Consider the following 20,273-nt stretch of genomic DNA (forward strand, 5'->3'; position numbering starts at 1 on the left):
TGTCTTGCTTTGGATTTGTTTTTGATATTGGCTTCAATAGAAATGGGGCATTTTATAGTGGATTAACTTTAAACCAGTACGGCGTTGCCTCGCCTTGCCGTACTATTTGTACTGTCTGCGGCTTCGTCGCATTGTCCTGATTTAAATTTAATCCACTATATATGCTTCCGAAGCAGTTGAGCCATAAAAAAGGTCGTCTGAAAATTTTCAGACGACCTTTTGCTTTACAAGCTTCTTACATGAAGAAAATAGCTGCTATGGCGACAGCGATTACACCGTAAATCGCCATCGGAATAACGGTTTTCTTGATAATCGCACCTTCGGCGTTTTTCACGTCCAGTACGGTACATACGGCGATGATGTTGTTGATGCAGACCATGTTACCCATTGCGCCGCCAACGGATTGCAGAGCAAGGATGAGGGTAACGGACAGGCCGGTATCAATAGCGATTTGTTGTTGAATCGGGCCGAATGTCAGGTTGGATACGGTGTTCGAACCGGAGAAGAATGCACCGATAGCACCAAGGTAAGGGGAGAAGTAAACCCAGTGTTCGCCTGCCATCGCTGCAAACTCTTTACCGATGATTTTCACCATGGAGTTGTCGCCGCCAACCATCATCAGTTGAACCATAATCAGCGCGCCCATCAAGGCAAGCAGCGGTTTTTTGGTTTGGTTGAAAGTTGCAGCGTAGAAAGCCCATGCATCTTTAAATTTGGTTTTATAAAGCAGGATACAAATCCAAACGGTAAAGACAAACGGAATCCATGCAGGAACGTAGAGGGTTTGGTAGGAAGCGTTGACACCTTGTCCGAAAATGTTGCCGAAGGTAATGGTCAAAGAGTCGCTGACGGTGATTTTGCTCAAATCAAACGGCAGTTGGAAGCTGAACCATTCTTCTTTGCTGGTCAGCAGGCCTTTGATGCCGAGCTGTTTGATACGGGTAACCACCAGCATACCGATAAGCATACCTAGAGGGGCAAGTGCTTTGGCAACTTGGGCGAAAGGTACTTTTTCAGCATTCGGATCTTTCGGATGGTCTTTGCTCAAACCCCAGCCGTGGTTGGCTGCGAATACGGACACCATCAGGCCGATTGCGCCGGCAACGAGTGATGGGAATTCTTCGTTAACCATCGCCAAGGCAACATAAGGAATGGTACAAGAGAAGACGGCAATGCCGATGAAGCCCAAGTTTTTACGGATTTCAGACCAAGGCACGATGAAGCTCAAGCCGATGACGGGGATGACGAAACCTGCGAAGAAGTGCATCACGCCGGTTTGTCTGCCGATAGCCAAGATGTTTTCGGGACTCAGGTTTAATGGCGCAAAACCGAACCAAGTCGGTGTACCCACCGCGCCGAATGATACGGGCACGGAGTTCATGACCAGCGTAAAAATCGCCACTTTCAACGGATTGAAACCCAAGCTCATCAGAATCGGGGCGGCAATCGCAGCAGGCGTACCGAAGCCGGATGCACCTTCAATCATAAAGGCGAACGCCCAACCGATGATCATCAACTGCGCCACGGGGTTCGGGCTGATGGTCGCCAGCCATTTGCGGATAATGTCGATACAGCCGGTGGTTTCCATCATGCGGTTGAACATAATCGCACCGAAAATCACGGTAATCGGCGTCAGTGTGGAAACCAGACCGGACGCTGCGGTTGCGTTGAGCAGCATAGCGTCGTCGTTGAAATAAAACAGCTTGATGGCGTAAATCAACGCGGCGGTAATCGGCAGCGCAATGTAGGAAGGCATGCTGTTTTTCTTAACCATCAGCCAAATCAGCAGGATGATGGGAAAAATGCTGAGGAATAGTGCCATGGTGAATCCTTAAAATCGGCGTTGTTTATCAATTTTTCTAATGATGTCGGATGCGAGAGAGATATCGAACCTTAATCTGAGAGTAATTATCAAATAAATTGGTAACACCAATTTAAAAGAACGCCGCATACTTTACGTAATCCGATGTAATCGGTCAAGTGGTTTGTACGCGAACTGCGCTTTATCAGATAAGGATTTCGGCTGAGGAGAAATTAGTTTTTTATTATCAAAATATTGCAAAATAGATAAGTGGGAGAAAGGGGAAGAGTGTTGGAAATGCCGCAACAGATAAATTCAAAAAAGGTCGTCTGAAAAACAGCCTCCGCTTCATTTGCATCTGTGCCTTGATGAAACTTGCGGTACTTGTTTTCAGACGACCTTTTAGCAGCTTTATTGTAAAGGTTCGGCGAACCAGTCTTGCGTGGCGGTATCGGCATCAAAGACTTGTCCCATTAGCGGAGTCAACGGATTGACGCCCAAACTGCGTGCCAGAGGGATACTTTGCAGCAGGGGTTCGTTCCAAGCGTGCAATGCCATGGCGTAGGCGCCCCAGTGGATAGGCATGAAGCGTTTGGGGGCAAGCTGCGCGGCATAGCGGGCGGTTTGCTCGGGGAAGAGGTGGTTGTTGGGCCAATGTTCGCTGTATTGTCCGTTTTCGATGAACGCGATATCGAACCCGTTGAATTTTTCGGCGATTTTGTCGAAATGGCTGCCTTGTGCCGAGTCGCCGTGAAAATAGAATTTTTCGCCGCCGTGTTCGATGGCAAAGCTGGACCACAGGGCTTGATTGCGGTCGGTCAGGGTTCGGGAGGAGTCGTGGCGGGCAGGTAGTGCGGTGTAGCGGATGCCGTTGCGTTCGGTACTTTGCCACCAATCGAGTTCGGTAATGCGTTCTTGCGGCACGCCCCATTTTTTCAGCAGTACGCCCATACCGAGTGAGACGACAAAGTGGCTGTTGCCTTTTGAATTGAGTGCCTGCACGCTGTCTTTTTCGAGGTGGTCGTAGTGGCTGTGGGAAATCAGGATGACATCGACAGGCGGCAGTTCGTCAATTTCTGCGGGTGCAGGCTGGAAGCGTTTCATGGTGATGGGGATGGGGGAGACGGAATTGCCGAAAACTGGGTCGGTAATGACGGTTTGCCCGCCGATCCGCATCAATAGGGTGGAATGTCCGAACCAGACGAAGCGGCTTTTGCCTTCGGGTGCGGCGAGGAAAGTCTGCCAATCGGGCTTGACGGTAGGCAGAGGTTTGGGCGGGCGCGTTGCCTGCGGGTCGGTCAGGATTTTCCAAAATGCGCTGACGAGGCCAGTCGGTTTCTGCTGCGGTTCGGGGTTGAAGAAGGTTTGCGTTTTTGGGTCGTAGTGGTCGCTTGCGGGGTAAACGGGATGTTGGTCGGGATAGAGCCAGTAGGTGAGCAGGGCGCAGGCAGTGGTCAAGGTAATGAGTTTTTTCTTGTGTTTCATATTGGTTTTATGAAGAAGGTCGTCTGAAAATTTTCAGACGACCTTGGATTCTGTTTGAAGTTTGAAAATAGTTCAGATGGCGTGCGAACAGCCGGATACCATTTTTTTAAGGGCTTGCGAGTCGAGGATTTTGATGTGTTTGTGTTCGACCGAAATTAGACCTTCATGGTGGAACTTGGACAGCGTGCGGCTGACGGTTTCGAGTTTCAGCCCCAAATAGCTGCCGATTTCTTCACGCGACATTCTCAGGATAAAATCGTTGGCGGCAAATCCGCGCGAGTAAAGGCGTTGGGATAAGTTCAGCAAAAACGCCGCCAAACGTTCTTCGGCGCGCATATTGCCCAAAAGCAGCATCACGCCTTGGTCGCGCACGATTTCGCGGCTCATTAATCTGAAAAAATGGCTTCTCAGGCTGGGGATGTTGTGTCCCAATTCTTCAATGTGGGAAAAGGGTAACTCACACACTTCGCTGTCTTCCAAAGCCACCGCGTCGCAGCTATGGACATGGGAACAAATGCCGTCCATACCGATGAGTTCGCCGGACATAAAAAAGCCGGTAACCTGATCGCGGCCGTCCTGACTGGCAACCGTGGTTTTGAAAAAACCGGCGCGGATGGCAAACAGCGACGCGAAAGGCTCACCGGTGCGGAACAGATATTCACCCTTCTTCAAGCGGCGGCTCTGTCGGATGACCGCGTCCAATTGTGCAAACTCATTGGGCAAAAGCCCGACGGGCAGGCAGAGTTCACGCAGCGAACAGGAAGAACACAGGGTTTTCATCTGATGCAAGGCATTGTGTGTGGTCATAAAATACCCTTAAATTAAGGTTTTTATCCTGTCATGATTACGTAAGTTATTGACACATATCAAGACAGGTTTATCATACTGTGGCATTCTACCAAACTATCCGAAAATTGCCTAACATCATTACTCTAATCACGCACATGCCATGAAAGTAATACCGATACAAAATAATCACAATAGAAACAATGACAAGCCTGAGTTCGACCGCGAACTCATTGCTAGCCTTCCTTCCAGCGGTCCGCGCTATACTTCCTACCCGACAGCCGACCGATTCCATGACGGATTTCGCGAAGCCGAATATATCAATGCCTTGAATCAGCGTGGTATGGGGGCTTTGAACAAGCCCCTTTCACTTTATATCCATATCCCCTTCTGCAATACTATCTGCTACTACTGCGGCTGCAATAAAATCATCACCAAAGACAAAAGCCGTGCCGATGCCTACATTGAATACCTCGAAAAAGAAATGGAATTGCTCGCCCCGCATCTGGGCGGACGGCATCAGCTCGCGCAACTGCACTTCGGCGGCGGTACGCCGACCTTTTTGAGCGACGACCAAATCGAACGCGTATTCCGCATGATACGCAAACATTTCCAACTGATACCCGGCGGTGAATACTCCATCGAAATCGACCCGCGCAAAGTCAGTCGCGAAACTGTTCTCATGCTCGGCAAGCTCGGCTTCAACCGCATGAGCGTCGGCATTCAGGACTTTGATCCCAAAGTGCAGGAAGCGGTCAACCGCATTCAAAGCTACGACGAAACCAAAGAAGTCATCGATGCCGCCCGCGAAGCGGGGTTCAAATCCGTCAGCGTCGATTTGATTTACGGTCTGCCGCACCAAACCGCCGAAAGCATCAAAACCACCATTGATACGGTATTGTCGCTCGATCCCGACCGCCTTGCCCTTTATCACTACGCCCACCTGCCGCATATCTTCAAGCCGCAACGCCGTATCGATACCGAAGCCGTTCCCGGCAGCGAAGAAAAACTCGATATGCTCCAATATTGCGTCCAAACCCTGACCGAACGCGGCTACGTCTTCATCGGTATGGACCACTTTGCCAAACCTGATGATGAACTCTCCATCGCCCTCAAAGAAGGCTTCCTCCAGCGCAACTTTCAAGGCTACTCGACCTACGCGGACTGCGATTTGGTCGCCATTGGCGTATCTTCCATCGGTAAAATCGGCAGCACTTATTCCCAAAACGAACGCGACATCGACGCCTACTATGCCGCACTCGATGCAGGACACCTGCCCATCATGCGCGGCTACCAACTCAATCAGGACGACCTCTTGCGCCGCAATATCATCCAAGATTTGATGTGCCGCTTCGCCTTGGATTACCAAATCTACGAAAGCGTGTTCGGTATCCCGTTCGACCGTTATTTCAAGGACGAAATTGCCGACTTGGAACAACTCGCCTCCCTCGGGCTTGTCCGCCTGAAACCGCACGGACTGACCGTTACCCCAAAAGGCCGCTTCCTGATACGCAACATTGCTATGGTATTCGACTACCATCTGCGCCACAGGGAAACCAAAGCCCAATACTCGCAAACGGTGTAAATTAGGAATAGCAAAGGTCGTCTGAAAATTTTCAGACGACCTTTTTTTTTATTTTCAAGACTTTCGGGTAACATAAAACCATATTTGCCGCGTTGTCATGATTCAAGTTAATTTGCTCTAGATACGCTCCCTATGATTACCGAACAGCAAAACGATATCCTCAGCATCAATCAAGTGCAGCTTCTCCTTGCTGAAAAGCGCACGGCACTTGCTGTCATGCGTACGGGTATTGCCGTGTTCGCGCTGCCTTTGTCTATTTTCAGTGCATTGATTGCGACCTCAAAATGGTACGAGGCTGTCGATGTTTGGCCCTTGCTCGCGCTGGTCAGCCTGATGAACATCAGTTTGATTTTTTTCTCGGTCTATCTGATTACTCGCTCGCTCCGTAGAATGCACCAATACGACCGAATGATTGCAGATATCAAATACAACAATCAGTCTTTGCGTAAACTGCTTGAGTCATAAAATCCAGACAGTTGGGGTAGGGCATAGGTCGTCTGAAAATCAAAATATAGAGGAATTTTAGTTATTTAGTATAGTGGATTAAAATAAAAATGAGACAAGGCGGCAACGCCCGCCGTGTACGGGTAGTACATAAGGGCGTTGGCAACGCCGTATCATTGCAATTTAAATCCACTATAAAACATGGCTCCCCCCCCCCTATTTGAAGCGACACGATACCATCGCAGTATCAGGATATTAAATGAACATTAAACATAAAGAATGGATAAAAATCTTACTCTTCCCTCATTTAATAACGGCCGGTCTCTTAGGTCCGACAATAATTATTTTTTGGGTAGGTGGATTTATCGGTCTCTACTCTGCTATAAACGTATTCAGTGAATTAGGTCGGCTGAAATATTATATTTATATTGGACTTCCTTTGATTTTTGCGGTGCTTTCACTTGGGTTGTATTGGAAAAATCTGAGGATAGGGAAGATACTGATTTCTTCTGCGATATATTTATGGTTTCTCTTGGGGTTTTTATGCCTAGGGTGGCAGATATAAACTTATTGAAATGACCAACTCACTTGGAAATTGGTAGGAACACTGCCGGATACACTGATCGTGTTTAGACAAATGCGAATGCACTCTGCAATTTTGGTTTGTCCGGTCTTTTGTCTCAAACGCTTTTAAAATATGGAACAACCTGATTTTTTCCCCATCCCCAGCCCTTGTATCGGCGTCTGTGAAGCCAATGCCAAAGGCTATTGCAAAGGCTGTCTGCGCAGCCGTGAAGAGAGGCTGTATTGGCAAAAAATGACCGATGATCAAAAGCATCAGGTCATGCGTCTTCTCGGTATGAGGAAAACCAAAATCCGCAACCGCCAGCTTGATGCCATGGCAGCGCCTGAAATTGGTGGAGAGGTGCAAAGCGGTTTTTTGTTTGATGATGAGGAATAAAATAAAGAAACATAAAAAAGACGGTTTGTATTCCGTCCTTTTTTGTTTGTCGAAAATAGTGGCAAATCAGATGATTTTAAGAGAATTGATGAAGACTACAATAATGGCAATCGGAGCGATGTAGCGCAACGCGCCCAGCCATAAATATAAAACCGTTCTCGGTACGGTACTGCCCATGCCCGCATTGGTCAAAACAGACTGCCTGTCTTGAATCCAGCCGGTAAAGATGGAGATGCTTAATGCGCATAGCGGCATAATAATGGCAGTAATAATGTAGTCCCATAAATCAAAAATAGATTTATTGAAAATAAGCACATGGCTCCATACGCCGAAGGATAGGGCAGAAGGGATGCCGACAATAAAGATGGCAATGCCGATGGCCCAAGTGTGCCGGCTGCGTTTGCGTTCGTCTTGGCGGATGGTTGCCGCAATGACGGTTTCCAACATGGAAAATGCTGAAGTCAGCGTGGCAAAGACGACCAATAGCATGAATACGGCAAAGAGATAGTTGCCATACGGAATTTTCATAAATACGGCAGGCAAGACCACGAAAATCAGGCCAGGACCTTGGCTGGGTGTGGCACCCAATGCAAAGACCGCCGGAAAGATGACCAAGCCTGCCAACAGCGATACCAACAGGTTCATCCACATAATGATATTGCCCGAGCGGAACATATCCTGATCTTTACCCAAATACGAGGCGTAGGTAATCATTGCCGATACGCCGATACTCAACGCAAAGAAAGCCTGACCCAGCGCGGTCAGCATCGTTTCCGATTTGATGTATGACCAATCCGGCTTCAATAAAAAACTTACGCCTTTCATCGCACCGGGCAAGGTCAGTGAGCGGATTGCCAAAATAATAAACAGGATAAACAAAGCGGGCATCAGATAGCGGTTTGCTTTTTCAATGCCGTCAGAAACTCCGCCTTTGACTACCCAAATGGTAATCAGCATGAACAGTCCCTGATAAAAAACCGAACCTGTCGAATTGGAAATGGTGTTTTGGAATAGAACTTCAAAATCAACGTTTTGAGCAATTTCGCCGGTGAAACTGTGTACAACATAATTCAAAACCCAACCGCCGACTACGCTGTAAAACGATAACAAAATGAAACACGCAGCCACACCAATCCGACCAATCCAAGGCCAAAGCGAACCAGGGCGCAAGGTTTTGAACGAATCGATGGCGTTTTTACCGCCCGTACGCCCGATATAAAACTCGGCAAGCTGAACCGGCAACGCCACGATAATCGTGAAGATGACAAACAAAAGAACAAAGACTGCCCCGCCGTTTGTACCGGCGGTATAAGGGAATTTCCAAATCGCGCCCAAACCGATAGCAGAGCCTGCCGCGGCAAGGACGAAACCGATTTTGGAAGACCAAGAGGATGAATGACTCATAGCGGAATATGTCGAGAAATAAAATTGGCTGAATTGTAACAAAGCGTAGTCGGGGATAATACTGGATGGCGGACGCGACAGAAAATAACGCATAGATGGTGCGTAGAACGATAAGCTTTTGGCGTGAATTTTTTAAATGGCTATGATTTGGGAAATGATTTAAATTAAAATGTGTAAAAAAAGATATTTTGTGCCAAAAATTGAGAGAGGTCGTCTGAAAACCGGTTCAGACGACCTCTTGTTTATACGGACAGCGTGAACATTTCAGCCTGACTTTGGCATACCGTTACAGCAGTCTAATATCCTGCGGGGTTGGCGTGGAAGGCAGGATCAAACCACGCTGCCCCTGAATTTTCACAGACCGCTATAAAATTGCCGGCTGCGTTACGGCATCGTAGTGCTGTACGTTTGCCGTATCGGCAGTGTAGCTAAAGCTCCCGACTCCGCTGTTGACTGTTTCAAACCCGCTGGTTTGACCGCTTGCCGACAGTTTGTCCAGCAGGGTTTCTACGGTAAATGTCCCTTCGTCAAATCGGAATTCTCCGACAGAAGTGGCGTTGCTGCCTTTGAGATATTGGTTGTCGATGGTGATTTTGCCGTCTGAATTGGCAATGGTGATTTCCCAATCGATTGCACCGTTTGCGTCGGTGCTTGCATGGATATGCAAATCCTTGACGGCGATGCTTTGTCCGAATTGAAGGGCGTTGTTGCCGTGATTGTCGGAAATGGTGTCGTGTCCCTCTCCGAAGCAGAAGACATAGGTATCATTCCCTGCGCCGCCATACAGGAGATCGTCGTCTAAACCGCCAAACAGTAAGTCATCGCCTGAGCCGCCATACAATACGTCTTTGCCTGACTCACCATAGAAGACATCGTTGTTTTCGCCGCCGAACAACGTATCATTGCCCGCCCCGCCATTGAGATGGTCGTCTCCGCCGTTGCCGAAAATCACATCGTTTCCCGAATCTCCATTGACGGTATCTCTGCCGTCGCCGCCTCGGACGATATCGTTGCCGTCGCCGCCACTGATGAAGTTGGTTCCAGCGCTGACGAATACGGTATCGTTGCTGCCGCCGGCATAAATGCTGTCGTCGCCGCTTTTGCCGTCAATATGGTCTATGCCGTCAGTGCCTTTGATGCTGTCGCTGCCTGCTGTGCCTGTAATATAGGTCACGCTGACGGATTTGAAGCCGGCGGTTTCGTTGGCGTAATAATAATTTTGATCGGGAATATTGCTGAGTTCCTGACGGGTAACGGAGGTAACTTTTTCCGGATGATCAACGGCGGACGGGGCAGAAACCGCCGCATTTCCGATGATGTTGTTGCCGGATAGGGCGATGCCTTTGCCGTTTGAAATCGGCAATGTCTGAGTAATGGTTGTGTCGGACAGGTTGTTGGCAATGATGTTGTTTTCGACTTTGACGTTTTTGATTGCGCCATGCTCTTCTTCGAAGTCGATAGAGCCTTTTTCGCGTCCGTATGTGTCGGTTCGGGTACCATTGCTGATTAACAGATTGTCCCGAACCGAAATACCTTTTTTGTTCAGGTCAAAATTGTGTCCTTGGAAAACGGTGTTGAGGCGTATGCCCGACCATGCGGTGTTGTCGCGAATCAGGTTGCCGGCTACTTCATGTCCGGCGCCGCCGAAGATGCCGATACCTGCCGCGCGCCAGCCGAGTTCGACGGTATTGTTCAGGAAACGGTTGTTTTCGGCTACTTTGGATTCTGTTTGGTCTGCAATGCTTGACCATGTCGCCAGACCGTCGTCGCCGTTGCCTCGTATATTGGAATTGATGACGGTCGAATTACTGGTTCCCTGCGCAAAATTAATGCCGTCTGCGAGATTGTTCCGAATGAGGGCGTTGGAGACGGTCAGTCCGTCTGTGTAGTGCAGTGGGTGTTCATTGTCCACTTTGGCGTAATCGCCGGTCCAGATGCCTACTTCAAAATGCTCAATGGCGATGTCGTGGATGGACGAGCCTTTGCCCAAGGTGCCGGAAATGCCCTTGTAGTTGGCTTGTTGGTGGTAACGGGATGCCAAATTTGAATCCATCGACAGATTGCCGAAATCAATATTGTTGCTGCCGTGTTCAAACACGATACCGCCGCCTTTTTTCACTGTGCCGTTTTCAAAAACGGGCGGTTCCGCGCTCGTGAAATGCAGTTTGGTATGCCACCTGCCGGCACCGCCGATGCTGATTCCTTTAGGGGCATAGATGTGGAGCTGGTGGTCGAAATCAAACTGCCCCTCGGGAATGTAAACGGATTTTCCGGAGGTTTTTGCCGATTCGATTGCCGCCGTCAAGGCTTTCGAATCATCGATTCCGTCGTTTGCTTTTGCGCCGAAATCGGTAATGCTGACGCTGTTTGCGGGCTGTTTGATTGCGGCAGGGGCTTTTTCCAATTCAACGAAGTCGATACCGACCGGGGTGTTGCCTGATTTGTTGACGATGGTAACGGTGTCGCCGCTTTGGATGGATGTATTTTTCAACAGCGTCCCCACTTCGTCGAACTGAAAGCGGGCGACACGGTCGGCAGCAGGCGTATCGTGGATTTTGATGTCTTCGCCTTTGTGGTGTTCATAATTTTCCAAATACTGCCAGTTGAGTTTTGATGATAAATCAAGGTTGGCTACGGGTTTACCGTTTACTTGGATTTCAACTTTGCCGGTTGCCCCGTCGGGAACGGTATAGCGGAGGGTGGCGGCATCCGCATCCGCTTTTGCTGTAAACGAAACGGCGGCATTGGCCGGCAGGTCAACGTAAGACTGTTTGCTGGCTTCGTGGGCAGTGGAGTGTATGGAAGCGGCTTTTTTGACTGTTGCACCTGCTGAGAGTGTACCCTGGTCGGCTTCATAAGTCGTGTATGCGGCTTTGGCACCGTAGCGGGAAGGGTCGTAGGTAACAGTTTCTGACATTAATATGTTCCTTTTGAAATGGTCTGCCATTTTGAACGGTAAAACATAATAGGCAATGCAACCGCTGAAAAGTTCTATTTCGATTTAAAAGGAAACGTCGTCTGAAAGTGGGGATCGCTCAGAAGGGTTGTAGATGATGTGTCCTGTTTTTATTCGGGAAACCGTTGCACCTCAAATACGAAGGTGCGGGGTTTTCATGACGGCTCGTCTGAATCAAACAAGCCTCGGCACGCATACAGCAGCCCGCCCGCCAATACGGCAAGGCCCACCGCCGCCCAATACGCATCGGCATAGCCGACTGCCTTTGCCAGCCGCAGGGCGGCGAAACCGGCCGCGTAACTGCCGAGCAGAACCACGGAAAATTGCAGGCTGCTGTCGAGTGCGGCGGTGGCGCGGTCGGATTTGTCCATCACCAACGCCAGTATCACCGGCAGCAGCAGCGTGTAGCTCAGGCTCAGGGCGATGATTTGCGCGGGCGGCAGCCAAGGGTGGACGTGGGCGAGCGCGTCGATGGCGGTCATGGACGCTAAAAGCGGCAGTTGCAGCGCGTAGAGCAGGAACACGAGTTTGCGGCGCGGATAATTGCGCGAAAACCAGCCCGACAGCGGCGTCACAATCAGGCAGGCAACAGGAATGCCCACCGCCAGAATCCCGCCCGTCTGCTTCGGGGTGAAGCCCAAATCCGCCAGCTTGGGCACAAAAGTCGCTGCCGCAAATGCATACGGAGCGGCAACGGCAAACAGCAAAAACAGCCACCGCCAGCCCGTTTCAGACTGCCGCCAAAAGGAGACCAGCCGCGCCGCCAACGCCGTCAAACCGCCTTGCGCCGTCTGGCTTTCCGGCTCGCGGTAGCACAAGAGTTGCAGCAGCATCAGCAGGGTAAACGCCAGCATAAAGCCCGCCGCCGCCGTCTGCCCGTATTCCTGATACAGCCACAACACCAGCGCGCCGCCGATCATCTTGCCGCCGCGCGCCGCCATCGTCTGAATCACGCCTCCGAAACCGCGTTCGCGGTGCGGCAGAACGATGCACGACAAACCCAGCATCGCGCAGCCGTACACCGCCGACATTGCCGAGAGCAAAACGCAGCAGGCCAGAAGCAGCGCGAAGTTCTGCGTGATGTCGGTGCAGGCCATCAGCCCGAACACTGCCGAAAGCCCCAGCGTCGCCGCCAGCAGCCAGCCGCGAAACCGACCGAACCGCCCCGCCGGCCGCCGCTCCATCAGCGCGGCAAACAACACCTTCGCCGCTTCGATACCGCCGATTAAATGTATCCAGCTCAGTTGGTTCAGGCTGTAACCGTGGTTTTTCAAAATAGCGACCAGCGCGACCAGATAAAAACCGGTCAGCGTGAATTTGTAGGTGCTGCCGCCGATAAGCAGCAGCCAGTCGCGCGGGGCGGGGGATGTCGGGGTTTGTTGGGACATGGATGGCTCCCTATTGCGAGTGTACGGGAATGATGTGGGTGCGGTAGGTCGTCTGAAAAACGTTTCAGACGACCTACGGCTTTTCTGTTTTACATTTTCAAGCAGTTTTTCAGACGACTTTCGGGGGCTGTCTGAAATGGAAAAAAGCAGCCCCTTTTTATCCTTTCATCACCCGAAACGTCAGATTAATCCGCGGCTCTTGGATGCGGGTGCTTTTCAGGATGGTGTGCAGCCAGTGTTTCTGCGTTTCGCCATGCATCAAAATGAGCTGTCCGTGTTCCAGCCACATTTCGCGTTTTTCCTTGCTTTCCTTGTGTTTGAAGGCAAATTTGCGCGTTGCGCCGAGGCTGAGGGAGGCGATGGCACTGTCTTTGGCTAGACCTTGTCCTTCATCGCTGTGCCACGCCATGCCTTCGTTGCCGTTGTTGTAGCGGTTGAGCAGGCAGGAGTTGAAGCGGGTGGGGCAGATGTCGGTGATGGCGGCTTCCACGCGGTTTTTGAGTTCGGGCAAGACGCCATCCCACGGCAGGGCGATGCGGTTTGCGCCGGAATAACCGTAGTTGTAGGACGTGTCGCCGTACCACGCAACTTCGCGGGCAGTGATGATGTGCTTGCCGAATATCACGGCTTCGTCGTGCCGCCAGGGAATATCACGCTGCAAAATTTCAAAATAACGGTCGGCTTCGGCGATGGTGAAAATCCGTCCGAAATTGCTGACGATGCCGTCGTAGGGCAGGAGGTTGGCGTGCGGGTTGGCGGTTTCTGGGAAGAGGTCAAGCGTCATCAGCGTCTCCCAATTCGTGCGCCAATATCGCCATTTTGCGCCCGCGTTGCCAGCGGTAACCGCCAATGATGCCGCTTTCGCGGATGACGCGGTGGCAGGGAATGAGTAATGCAACGGGATTCTGTCCGACGGCCGTCCCTACGGCGCGCGCGGCGTTGGGCGAACCGACGGCCTGCGCCACTGTGCCGTAGCTTTGCAGGCTGCCTGCGGGAATATCGAGCAGCGCCTGCCAGACTTTGAGCTGGAAGGGTGTGCCTTTGATGTGCAGGGTAATGCGGCCGCACCGGGTGCGGAAGATGTCGGCGGCTTGGCGGTGGAATGCGGTTTCCTGCCCGATGAGGCGGGCGTTAGGATATTCGGCGCGCAATTCGTTCAGGGCGGCGGAAGGGTCGTCTGAAAAACGCATGAAGCAGATGCCTTTGTCTGTTGCTGCTGCCAACAGGTCGCCGAAGGGGCCGGGAATCAGGCTGTAATTGATTTGCAGGCCTGCTCCGCCGTTTTTGTATTCACCCGGAGTCATTTTTTCGATGCCGACAAATAAGTCGTGCAGCCGCCCCGTGCCGCTCAGTCCGCCGCAATGCGCCGCTTCTGCCACGCTTTCGCTGTTTTTCAGGGCTTCTTTGGCACGGCTGATACTGATGTGTTGCAGCATTTTTTTCGGACTGATGCCCGCCCATGCGGAAAATTCGCGCTGCAAATGTTCGGGACTGATGTGCACTGCCGCCGCCACCTGCGCCAAATCGGGCTGCTCGGCGGCATGGTCGTAAAGGTATTCGATGGCGCGGGCAATGCGGAGGAATTGGCGGGTTTGATTTAAGTTCATAAATTATCCTGTCGTTGTATGGGATAGGATAGCCTGAAAGCCGACAAGAAACGACCCGATTGTTGATGGAAAGATTGTTTGTCTGTCTGAAATTCATCAATAATCGGGTCGTCTTTATATCGCGGCTTCCTTAAACTTGCATCGTCTTTAACCGCATATGTAAGGAACGTTATGTCAAGCTTATTGAATTTGAACAATAAAACCGCCGCCGTTATCGGCGCGTCGTCGGGTATCGGTCGCGCGGTTGCACTGCTGTTGGCGGAGCACGGCGCAAACGTTGTCTTATGTGCCCGCCGTGCCGACAAACTGGAAGAAACCGCCGCACTGATACGCGCACGCGGCGGACGGGCTGTTGCCGTGGCAGGTGACGCAGTGCTGCCTGAAACGCACGAAGCCGTCGTCCATGCGGCAGAGCGAGAGTTCGGCAGCTTGGATATCGCCGTGAACAACGCGGGCATCATCGGAGCGTACAAACCCTTGGCGGAACTTTCGCCCGAAGAGTGGCGGGTAACGCTGGACGGAAACCTGACTGCTGCCTTTCTGGGCGCGCGCAGCCAAATTCCCGCTATGCTCGCACGCGGCGGTGGATCGATTGTGTTCACGTCCAGCTTTGTCGGCACCAGTTGTGCCCTGCCGAACAAAACCGCCTACGGCTGTGCCAAAGCCGCACTTGCTGCTCTGGCAAAAGGCATCACCGCCGATTATGCCGCCCAAGGTATCCGCGCCAATGCCCTGCTTCCCGGCGGTACGGATACGGAAATGATGACTACCGACCCGCAGCAGCGGGCATGGGCGGAAGGGTTGCATGCGGTCAAACGCATCGCCTGACCCGAAGAAATTGCCGCCGCGATTTTGTTCCTCGTCAGCCCGATGGGCAGTTTTGTAACGGGTACGGCGTTGTTTGCGGACGGCGGAAATTCGGCGGTGAAGTAAGAGACCGCCTGAAGATTACACGCTTCGGCTCAAATCTGCCAAAAACGCCTGCCGCTGTTCGTCGGTGGATTTGTCCATATTGCCGAAGTTGAGCCAACGGCGTTTGGCGATACCGATGCCTTTGAGCGTGTGTCCCACCATCGCTTTGCCGATGCCGTTGCCGCCAAACCATTTCAGATACCATGTGGGGGCGGTGGACGTGCTGATGACCAGTGCTTCTTTGATGTGGGATAGGTTGCCTTTCAAGCCTGTGGCAGTCGGGACGTAGGCGAATGTTTTCAGGAAAACTTTGTCTTCAAACCCTTTGACGATGGCGGGCATATCCGCCCACCAGATCGGAAAGATAAAAATCAGGCGGTTGGTGGTTTTCAAGAGTTCCTGATAATGCAAAACCAGCGGGTCAAGGGCTTTGCCTTGGTTGAACAGGGCAAGCTCTTCTTTGGTGTAGGCGGGATTGAAACCGTCTGCGTATAAGTCGATCAGCCGGTATTTTTCGCCTTTTTCGTCCAATAGTTGCTGCACGCGCCGCAAAATGCCGTAATTGAAGCTTTGATCGTAGGGATGGGCATAAATGATTGTGGTAAATGACATTTTTGTACTCCTGAAAGTCAGTTGCCGAGTTTTCCCATGCTATCAAAAGAATGTCGGTTTGCTCAAATCCGTATCGGGCAGGCAAGGCTGAATGATATAGTGGATTAACTTTAAACCAGTACGGCGTTGCCTCGCCTTAGCTCAAAGAGAACGATTCTCTAAGGTGCTTAAAGCACCAAGTGAATCGGTTCCGTACTATCTGTACTATCTGCGGCTTCATCGCCTTGTCCTGATGTACTATCTGCGGCTTCGTCGCCTTGTCCTGATTTAAAGTTAATCCACTATAAAGCCGCTGCCGGAGTACGGATTCTGTTTTCAGACGACCTTCAACGCTTCTTCCGCCTTTTGCAGGGCGGTTTGCTCGTCGGCTTCGACGATGTAGTTCACGCCCAGCGCGGGAGCGAGTTTGGACGATTGTTCGCGGAAGAACGCCAGTTGCGCCGCATCGGGTTCGATGAGGAGCATGGCGGCGCAGCGTTCGGCAAGTTGCGGCCGGTGTGCCTTTATCCATTCGATGTAGGTTTTGCGGTCGGCAATGCGCTGTCCGTCGCTCACCTGCCGCCGCATCGGGGTGCAGACGGTGGCGAAGCGGGTGTTTTGATTTAACAGGGTTTCGAATTCGGCCAGCCAGTCGGCGAAGTCGGCGACGTGGGTCAGGTCGGTCAGGTAGACGGTGCCTTCAGGCAGGGTTTTGGCGGGGGTGAAGTAGTGCATGGGGTTCCTTTGGGTGTTTTTGGGGAGCAGGGTAGGTTGGACATTGATGATTAGACTTCTTGTGCCGTCATTAGTTACGCACGTCCGCTTTGCTACCTCCGCGTAGGCGGGAATCCAGAATGGAGACTCGAAGGTACTTCTTTATCTGATAAGTTTCTGTACGGATGAGTCTGGATTCCCGCCTGCGCGGGAATGACGATAATCGGTTGTTACGGCCGTTTCAGACGACCTCCATCATTTCAGCTCCGCCTAAAACTTCCATTCCGCGCTCACGCCTACGCTTCTGGGGCGTTGGTAGAGTGCGTCTTGGCGGTCGGCGCTGGAAATGAAGATAGGGTGGCGGCGGTTGAACACGTTGTCGGCGTAGAGCGAGATGCGGCCTTGTTTGAAGTTGTAGGCGGTGTAGAGGTTGACTTGGTTGTATGCGCCGATTTTGCCTGATTCGGCATTGTCGGCAGCGGAGTAGTAGCCGCCGTAGAAGCGAATGTCGCCGCCTGCTTCCCAGCCTTTGTCGTTCAGGTATTTCACACCGATGTTGGCGGTGTATTTGGGTGCGCGGCCGAGTTTGTTGCCTTCGATGCCGCTGTCGGGATAGCTTTTGATTTTGGTGTTAAGCAGCCCCAGTCCGGTGGTGAGTTTCAGGCTGTCAGTCGCCTGCCAGTCGGCGGCGAGTTCCGCGCCGTAGGTATGGACTTTTTTGGCGTTGCGGATGACGACGGAGTTGGTGCCGAGATAGAAGGGGAGCTGCATGTCGCGGTAGTGGTTCAGGAACAGGTTGCCGGAGAGTTGCAGGCGGCGGTCTGCGCTGCGCCAGCGGGTGTACCACTCGTAGTTGTTCACATATTCGGGTTCATAAGTGTAGGTTACGACAGGGCGGCCGAAGGTGATGCCCGCGCCGCCGGGGTTGTAGCCGCGCGCGGCTTTGATGCCGCTGACCCATTGGTCGGTGGGTTTGAAGGCGATGTCGATTTTGGGCAGGAAGACGGTCTGGCCTTTGTCTAAATCAAGGTGCAGTGCGCCACTGCCGCCGCTTCGTTTGTGCGTTTCTTTTTCAAGGCGTGCGGCGGCCGTGATGTCCCATTTTTCGCTGGGGCTGTATGTGGTTTCGGCAAATAGGGCGCGCACGCTGTTGCGGTCGTCAAAGGTGTTGCGGCCGCCGACGCTGCGGATATCCACCCATTCGTCTTGTTTGCTGCGGAAGTAGTGCAGTCCGGCAAGGCCTTTCAGACGGCCTTTGTTGGAAAAATGCAATACCGGTTCCCATTGCAGTTCGTGGCCTTTGAGTTCGGCGGGAACGCCTTGCGGGCTGACGGTCATCGGCAGGTGCAGCCGCTCGTTGTGGTAGCGGCCGTAAACCAGTTTGTTTTCCAGTTTCAGATAGTCGTTAAGCTGCCACGATACGTCCCAGATGCCCGATGTCGAGCCGGTTACGAACACGGGCTTTTCTTTTAAAAAACGGCGGCTGGTGGTGTTGCCCATGATTTCGTTTTGCGGCGCGCGCGAACGGATGTGGTTCAGCGTCAGGCGGCTGTAAAAATTGGGATGGTTTTCGGGCGTGAGCAGGAGTTTGAAGCGCACGTTGGTGTTTTCCACGCGGCGCGGGTTGCCGGTCGGCTCGTAGGACACGAACGGCTCATAGCTTTCGCGTTGCTGCCGCTCCGCGCTCAATCTGAAGGCAAGGTTGTTTTTCACAATCGGGCCGGACACTACGCCGGCGATGTTGCGCGTTTTTTGGTTGCCCAAACCCAAGCGCAGCGCGCCTTCCCATTCGTCGGTCGGGTCTTTAGAACGCATCACCACCGCGCCCGCCACCGCGTTCTGCCCGCGCACATGGCTTTGCGGCCCGCGCAAGACTTCCACCTGCTGCATGTCCCACAACGACTGCGTACCAAAGGCGAATTCGTTGTAAGTGGCGGAGCGGCCGTCTATGGACAGGTTCAGGCGCGGCCGCGTGCCCGCGAAAAACGCCACCGCACCGACGGCGGGGCCGGAGCCGTCCACGCCGCGCACGGTCGGCAAATCGTTGCCGCTGCCCAAGTCCACCGTATTCACGGTTTGTTTGAGCAGGTCGGTCGCGGAAAGGTTGTGGCCGCTGCGGTCAATGTTCGGCGTGGAGAAAACGCGGTTGGATGTGGCGGTTTCAAAGCCGCTGCGGTTGGTGCGTTCGCCGGTTACGACGACTTCTTCCAACTGCACCTGTTCTGCATTTTGCGCCGCATCGGCGGCATAAATCCATTCGGAGGCGAAAGTGGCGGCAAGCAGCAGCGGCAGGCGGCGGAGGGCGGGTTTCTGCATTTCCTTATCCTTTCAGACGGCATACGTCGGGGCGGATTGAACATCAGGCAATCCAACCGCTCCGGCAGTATGCAAATATTTGTTGTTTACAGATTTACATAAAACAAACTATTAATGTAAAGTATAAGAAACAAAAAACAGGAATGCAAGTGTTTATCATTCACTTTACATCCCCTTTTTTATAGTGAACCATCTTAAAAAATATAGTGGATTAAATTTAAATCAGGACAAGCCGACGAAGCCGCAGATAGTACAGATAGAGACCTTTGCAAAATTCCCCAAAATCCAGCTAGTACGGCAAGGCGAGGCAACGCCGTCCTGGTTTAAAGTTAATCCACTATAATTCCCTCTCCCGTTCGGCGGGAGAAGGTTGGGGAGGGCGATTCCGTGACCTTTATGAATTTGGCCTGCTAAGCATCCGACAGCCCCTCTGTCCGCAGGGCGGAGCGGAGGGATAAGGAAAGAGGCCGTCTGAAACGCCGCCATATTGCCATTGCCGCCGTGGGGAAATATGATGAGTATCCGACTTGCGGATAACTTTAATGAAAACCCTTTATGAACAAAATCAAAACCTTTCTACCGTCATGACCGCCAGCAAACAACAAACCATCGCCAACACCGCCCGCCGTCTGTTCCGCGAACACGGCTTTTCCGCCGTATCCGTAGGCGGAATCTGCGCCGAGGCTGCTGTCAGCCGCGTTACCTTTTACAAACATTACAGCGGCAAAAACGCGCTCTTGCAGGAAATCGTTACCGAGCAGAAAAACCGCGTCCGTGCCGAATTTGAAAATCTGCTTGCACGGCAATGCAGCCTGCGCGAAGCCGCTGAAGCCGTGTTCGTCCTACAAAAACAATCGTTTGAAGAACTCTATTCCGCCGCCTTCCTGCGCGACATCGAAGAAAATACCGATTTGGAGCTGGAGCGGTTTTTCCACGAATTGAACGAAGAAAAATACGCCTTTATGTGCGGTTTCTTCCACACCCTGCAACAACGCCGCCTGATCCAGCCCGATTTGCCGGTGGAACTCATCGACCTGTTCATCCGACAGGCGGATATATTGATGCGCCACCCGCAATTGTCCGAGCTTTATGCCGCTGCGCCGCAAAAACTGCCGCAAGACGTATTGGGATTGTTGCTGCACGGTTTGGCGGGAGAAGAGGGAAGGGGTGAGGGAGGAGATTGATTTTGGGGGAAGGTGAAAGGGATTCGCTACATTTCTCATAAAACGTCGTCTGAAAACGAATTGTCGATTTTCAGACGACGTTTTAATTAGGTGGCACTAGATTGGCACTATAGTGGATTAACAAAAATCAGGACAAGGC

General features: G+C 52.0%; 16 protein-coding genes and 1 pseudogene. 6 read left to right on the forward strand and 11 right to left on the reverse strand.

Annotation, left to right across the window (positions count from 1 at the left end; genetic code table 11):
• Positions 1–235 precede the first annotated feature (235 nt).
• The 3 genes from HMPREF2572_RS07640 to fnr form a co-directional block, all read right to left on the reverse strand.
• Positions 236–1,822 carry an L-lactate permease gene (locus HMPREF2572_RS07640; protein ID WP_070497432.1) on the reverse strand — a complete coding sequence of 529 codons (1,587 nt, stop codon included), beginning with the start codon at positions 1,820–1,822 and terminating at the stop codon, positions 236–238.
• Positions 1,823–2,212: 390 nt separating this feature from the next.
• Positions 2,213–3,286, reverse strand: coding sequence for an MBL fold metallo-hydrolase (locus HMPREF2572_RS07645; protein WP_070497435.1), 1,074 nt, complete (start codon positions 3,284–3,286; stop codon positions 2,213–2,215).
• 72 nt (positions 3,287–3,358) lie between these two features.
• Positions 3,359–4,093: a fumarate/nitrate reduction transcriptional regulator Fnr gene (gene fnr, locus HMPREF2572_RS07650; RefSeq protein ID WP_070497437.1), complete on the reverse strand. Its 735-nt coding sequence runs from the start codon at positions 4,091–4,093 to the stop codon at positions 3,359–3,361.
• A gap of 142 nt (positions 4,094–4,235) precedes the next feature.
• On the opposite strand from fnr, the gene hemN reads away from it, so the two are divergent.
• From hemN to HMPREF2572_RS07670, 4 genes are all read left to right on the forward strand, one after another.
• Positions 4,236–5,657 carry an oxygen-independent coproporphyrinogen III oxidase gene (gene hemN, locus HMPREF2572_RS07655; protein WP_070497439.1) on the forward strand — a complete coding sequence of 474 codons (1,422 nt, stop codon included), beginning with the start codon at positions 4,236–4,238 and terminating at the stop codon, positions 5,655–5,657.
• Positions 5,658–5,789: 132 nt separating this feature from the next.
• Positions 5,790–6,122 carry a hypothetical protein gene (locus tag HMPREF2572_RS07660; RefSeq protein ID WP_049230821.1) on the forward strand — a complete coding sequence of 111 codons (333 nt, stop codon included), beginning with the start codon at positions 5,790–5,792 and terminating at the stop codon, positions 6,120–6,122.
• 238 nt (positions 6,123–6,360) lie between these two features.
• Entirely contained in the window at positions 6,361–6,666 is a 306-nt protein-coding gene (locus HMPREF2572_RS07665; protein WP_049229841.1) for a hypothetical protein, read from the forward strand.
• Positions 6,667–6,798: 132 nt separating this feature from the next.
• Positions 6,799–7,062 carry a DUF1289 domain-containing protein gene (locus tag HMPREF2572_RS07670; RefSeq protein ID WP_070497441.1) on the forward strand — a complete coding sequence of 88 codons (264 nt, stop codon included), beginning with the start codon at positions 6,799–6,801 and terminating at the stop codon, positions 7,060–7,062.
• A 66-nt stretch (positions 7,063–7,128) separates the two neighbouring features.
• Here the strand turns inward: HMPREF2572_RS07670 and HMPREF2572_RS07675 are convergent, their stop codons facing one another.
• The 5 genes from HMPREF2572_RS07675 to HMPREF2572_RS07695 all read right to left on the reverse strand — a co-directional run bounded on the left by HMPREF2572_RS07675 (position 7,129) and on the right by HMPREF2572_RS07695 (position 14,417).
• Positions 7,129–8,466: a sodium-dependent transporter gene (locus HMPREF2572_RS07675; protein ID WP_070497519.1), complete on the reverse strand. Its 1,338-nt coding sequence runs from the start codon at positions 8,464–8,466 to the stop codon at positions 7,129–7,131.
• A 364-nt stretch (positions 8,467–8,830) separates the two neighbouring features.
• Positions 8,831–11,383, reverse strand: a complete 2,553-nt coding sequence (locus tag HMPREF2572_RS07680; protein WP_070497443.1) for a calcium-binding protein — start codon at positions 11,381–11,383, stop codon at positions 8,831–8,833.
• Positions 11,384–11,577: 194 nt separating this feature from the next.
• A complete protein-coding gene (locus HMPREF2572_RS07685; RefSeq protein WP_070497445.1) occupies positions 11,578–12,810 on the reverse strand; it encodes an MFS transporter in 1,233 nt (410 codons plus the stop codon).
• 157 nt (positions 12,811–12,967) lie between these two features.
• A complete protein-coding gene (locus HMPREF2572_RS07690) occupies positions 12,968–13,594 on the reverse strand; it encodes an alpha-ketoglutarate-dependent dioxygenase AlkB family protein (RefSeq protein ID WP_070497447.1) in 627 nt (208 codons plus the stop codon).
• A complete protein-coding gene (locus HMPREF2572_RS07695; protein WP_070497449.1) occupies positions 13,584–14,417 on the reverse strand; it encodes a bifunctional transcriptional activator/DNA repair enzyme AdaA in 834 nt (277 codons plus the stop codon). The genes HMPREF2572_RS07690 and HMPREF2572_RS07695 overlap by 11 nt, the downstream gene beginning before the upstream one ends.
• A gap of 171 nt (positions 14,418–14,588) precedes the next feature.
• On the opposite strand from HMPREF2572_RS07695, the pseudogene HMPREF2572_RS07700 reads away from it, so the two are divergent.
• Positions 14,589–15,350, forward strand: a pseudogene (locus HMPREF2572_RS07700) (SDR family oxidoreductase).
• 15 nt (positions 15,351–15,365) lie between these two features.
• On the opposite strand, the gene HMPREF2572_RS07705 reads toward HMPREF2572_RS07700, so the two are convergent.
• The 3 genes from HMPREF2572_RS07705 to HMPREF2572_RS07715 form a co-directional block, all read right to left on the reverse strand.
• Positions 15,366–15,941 carry an NAD(P)H-dependent oxidoreductase gene (locus HMPREF2572_RS07705; RefSeq protein ID WP_003755956.1) on the reverse strand — a complete coding sequence of 192 codons (576 nt, stop codon included), beginning with the start codon at positions 15,939–15,941 and terminating at the stop codon, positions 15,366–15,368.
• Positions 15,942–16,256: 315 nt separating this feature from the next.
• On the reverse strand, positions 16,257–16,655 hold the full coding sequence (locus tag HMPREF2572_RS07710) for an extensin (RefSeq protein ID WP_070497451.1): 399 nt from the start codon (positions 16,653–16,655) through the stop codon (positions 16,257–16,259).
• Positions 16,656–16,904: 249 nt separating this feature from the next.
• Positions 16,905–18,950 carry a TonB-dependent receptor gene (locus HMPREF2572_RS07715; RefSeq protein WP_070497453.1) on the reverse strand — a complete coding sequence of 682 codons (2,046 nt, stop codon included), beginning with the start codon at positions 18,948–18,950 and terminating at the stop codon, positions 16,905–16,907.
• 542 nt (positions 18,951–19,492) lie between these two features.
• On the opposite strand from HMPREF2572_RS07715, the gene HMPREF2572_RS07720 reads away from it, so the two are divergent.
• Positions 19,493–20,134, forward strand: a complete 642-nt coding sequence (locus HMPREF2572_RS07720; RefSeq protein WP_070497455.1) for a TetR/AcrR family transcriptional regulator — start codon at positions 19,493–19,495, stop codon at positions 20,132–20,134.
• Positions 20,135–20,273 lie beyond the last annotated feature (139 nt).

Source organism: Neisseria sp. HMSC064E01 (assembly GCF_001808875.1).
Lineage (GTDB): Bacteria > Pseudomonadota > Gammaproteobacteria > Burkholderiales > Neisseriaceae > Neisseria > Neisseria sicca_A.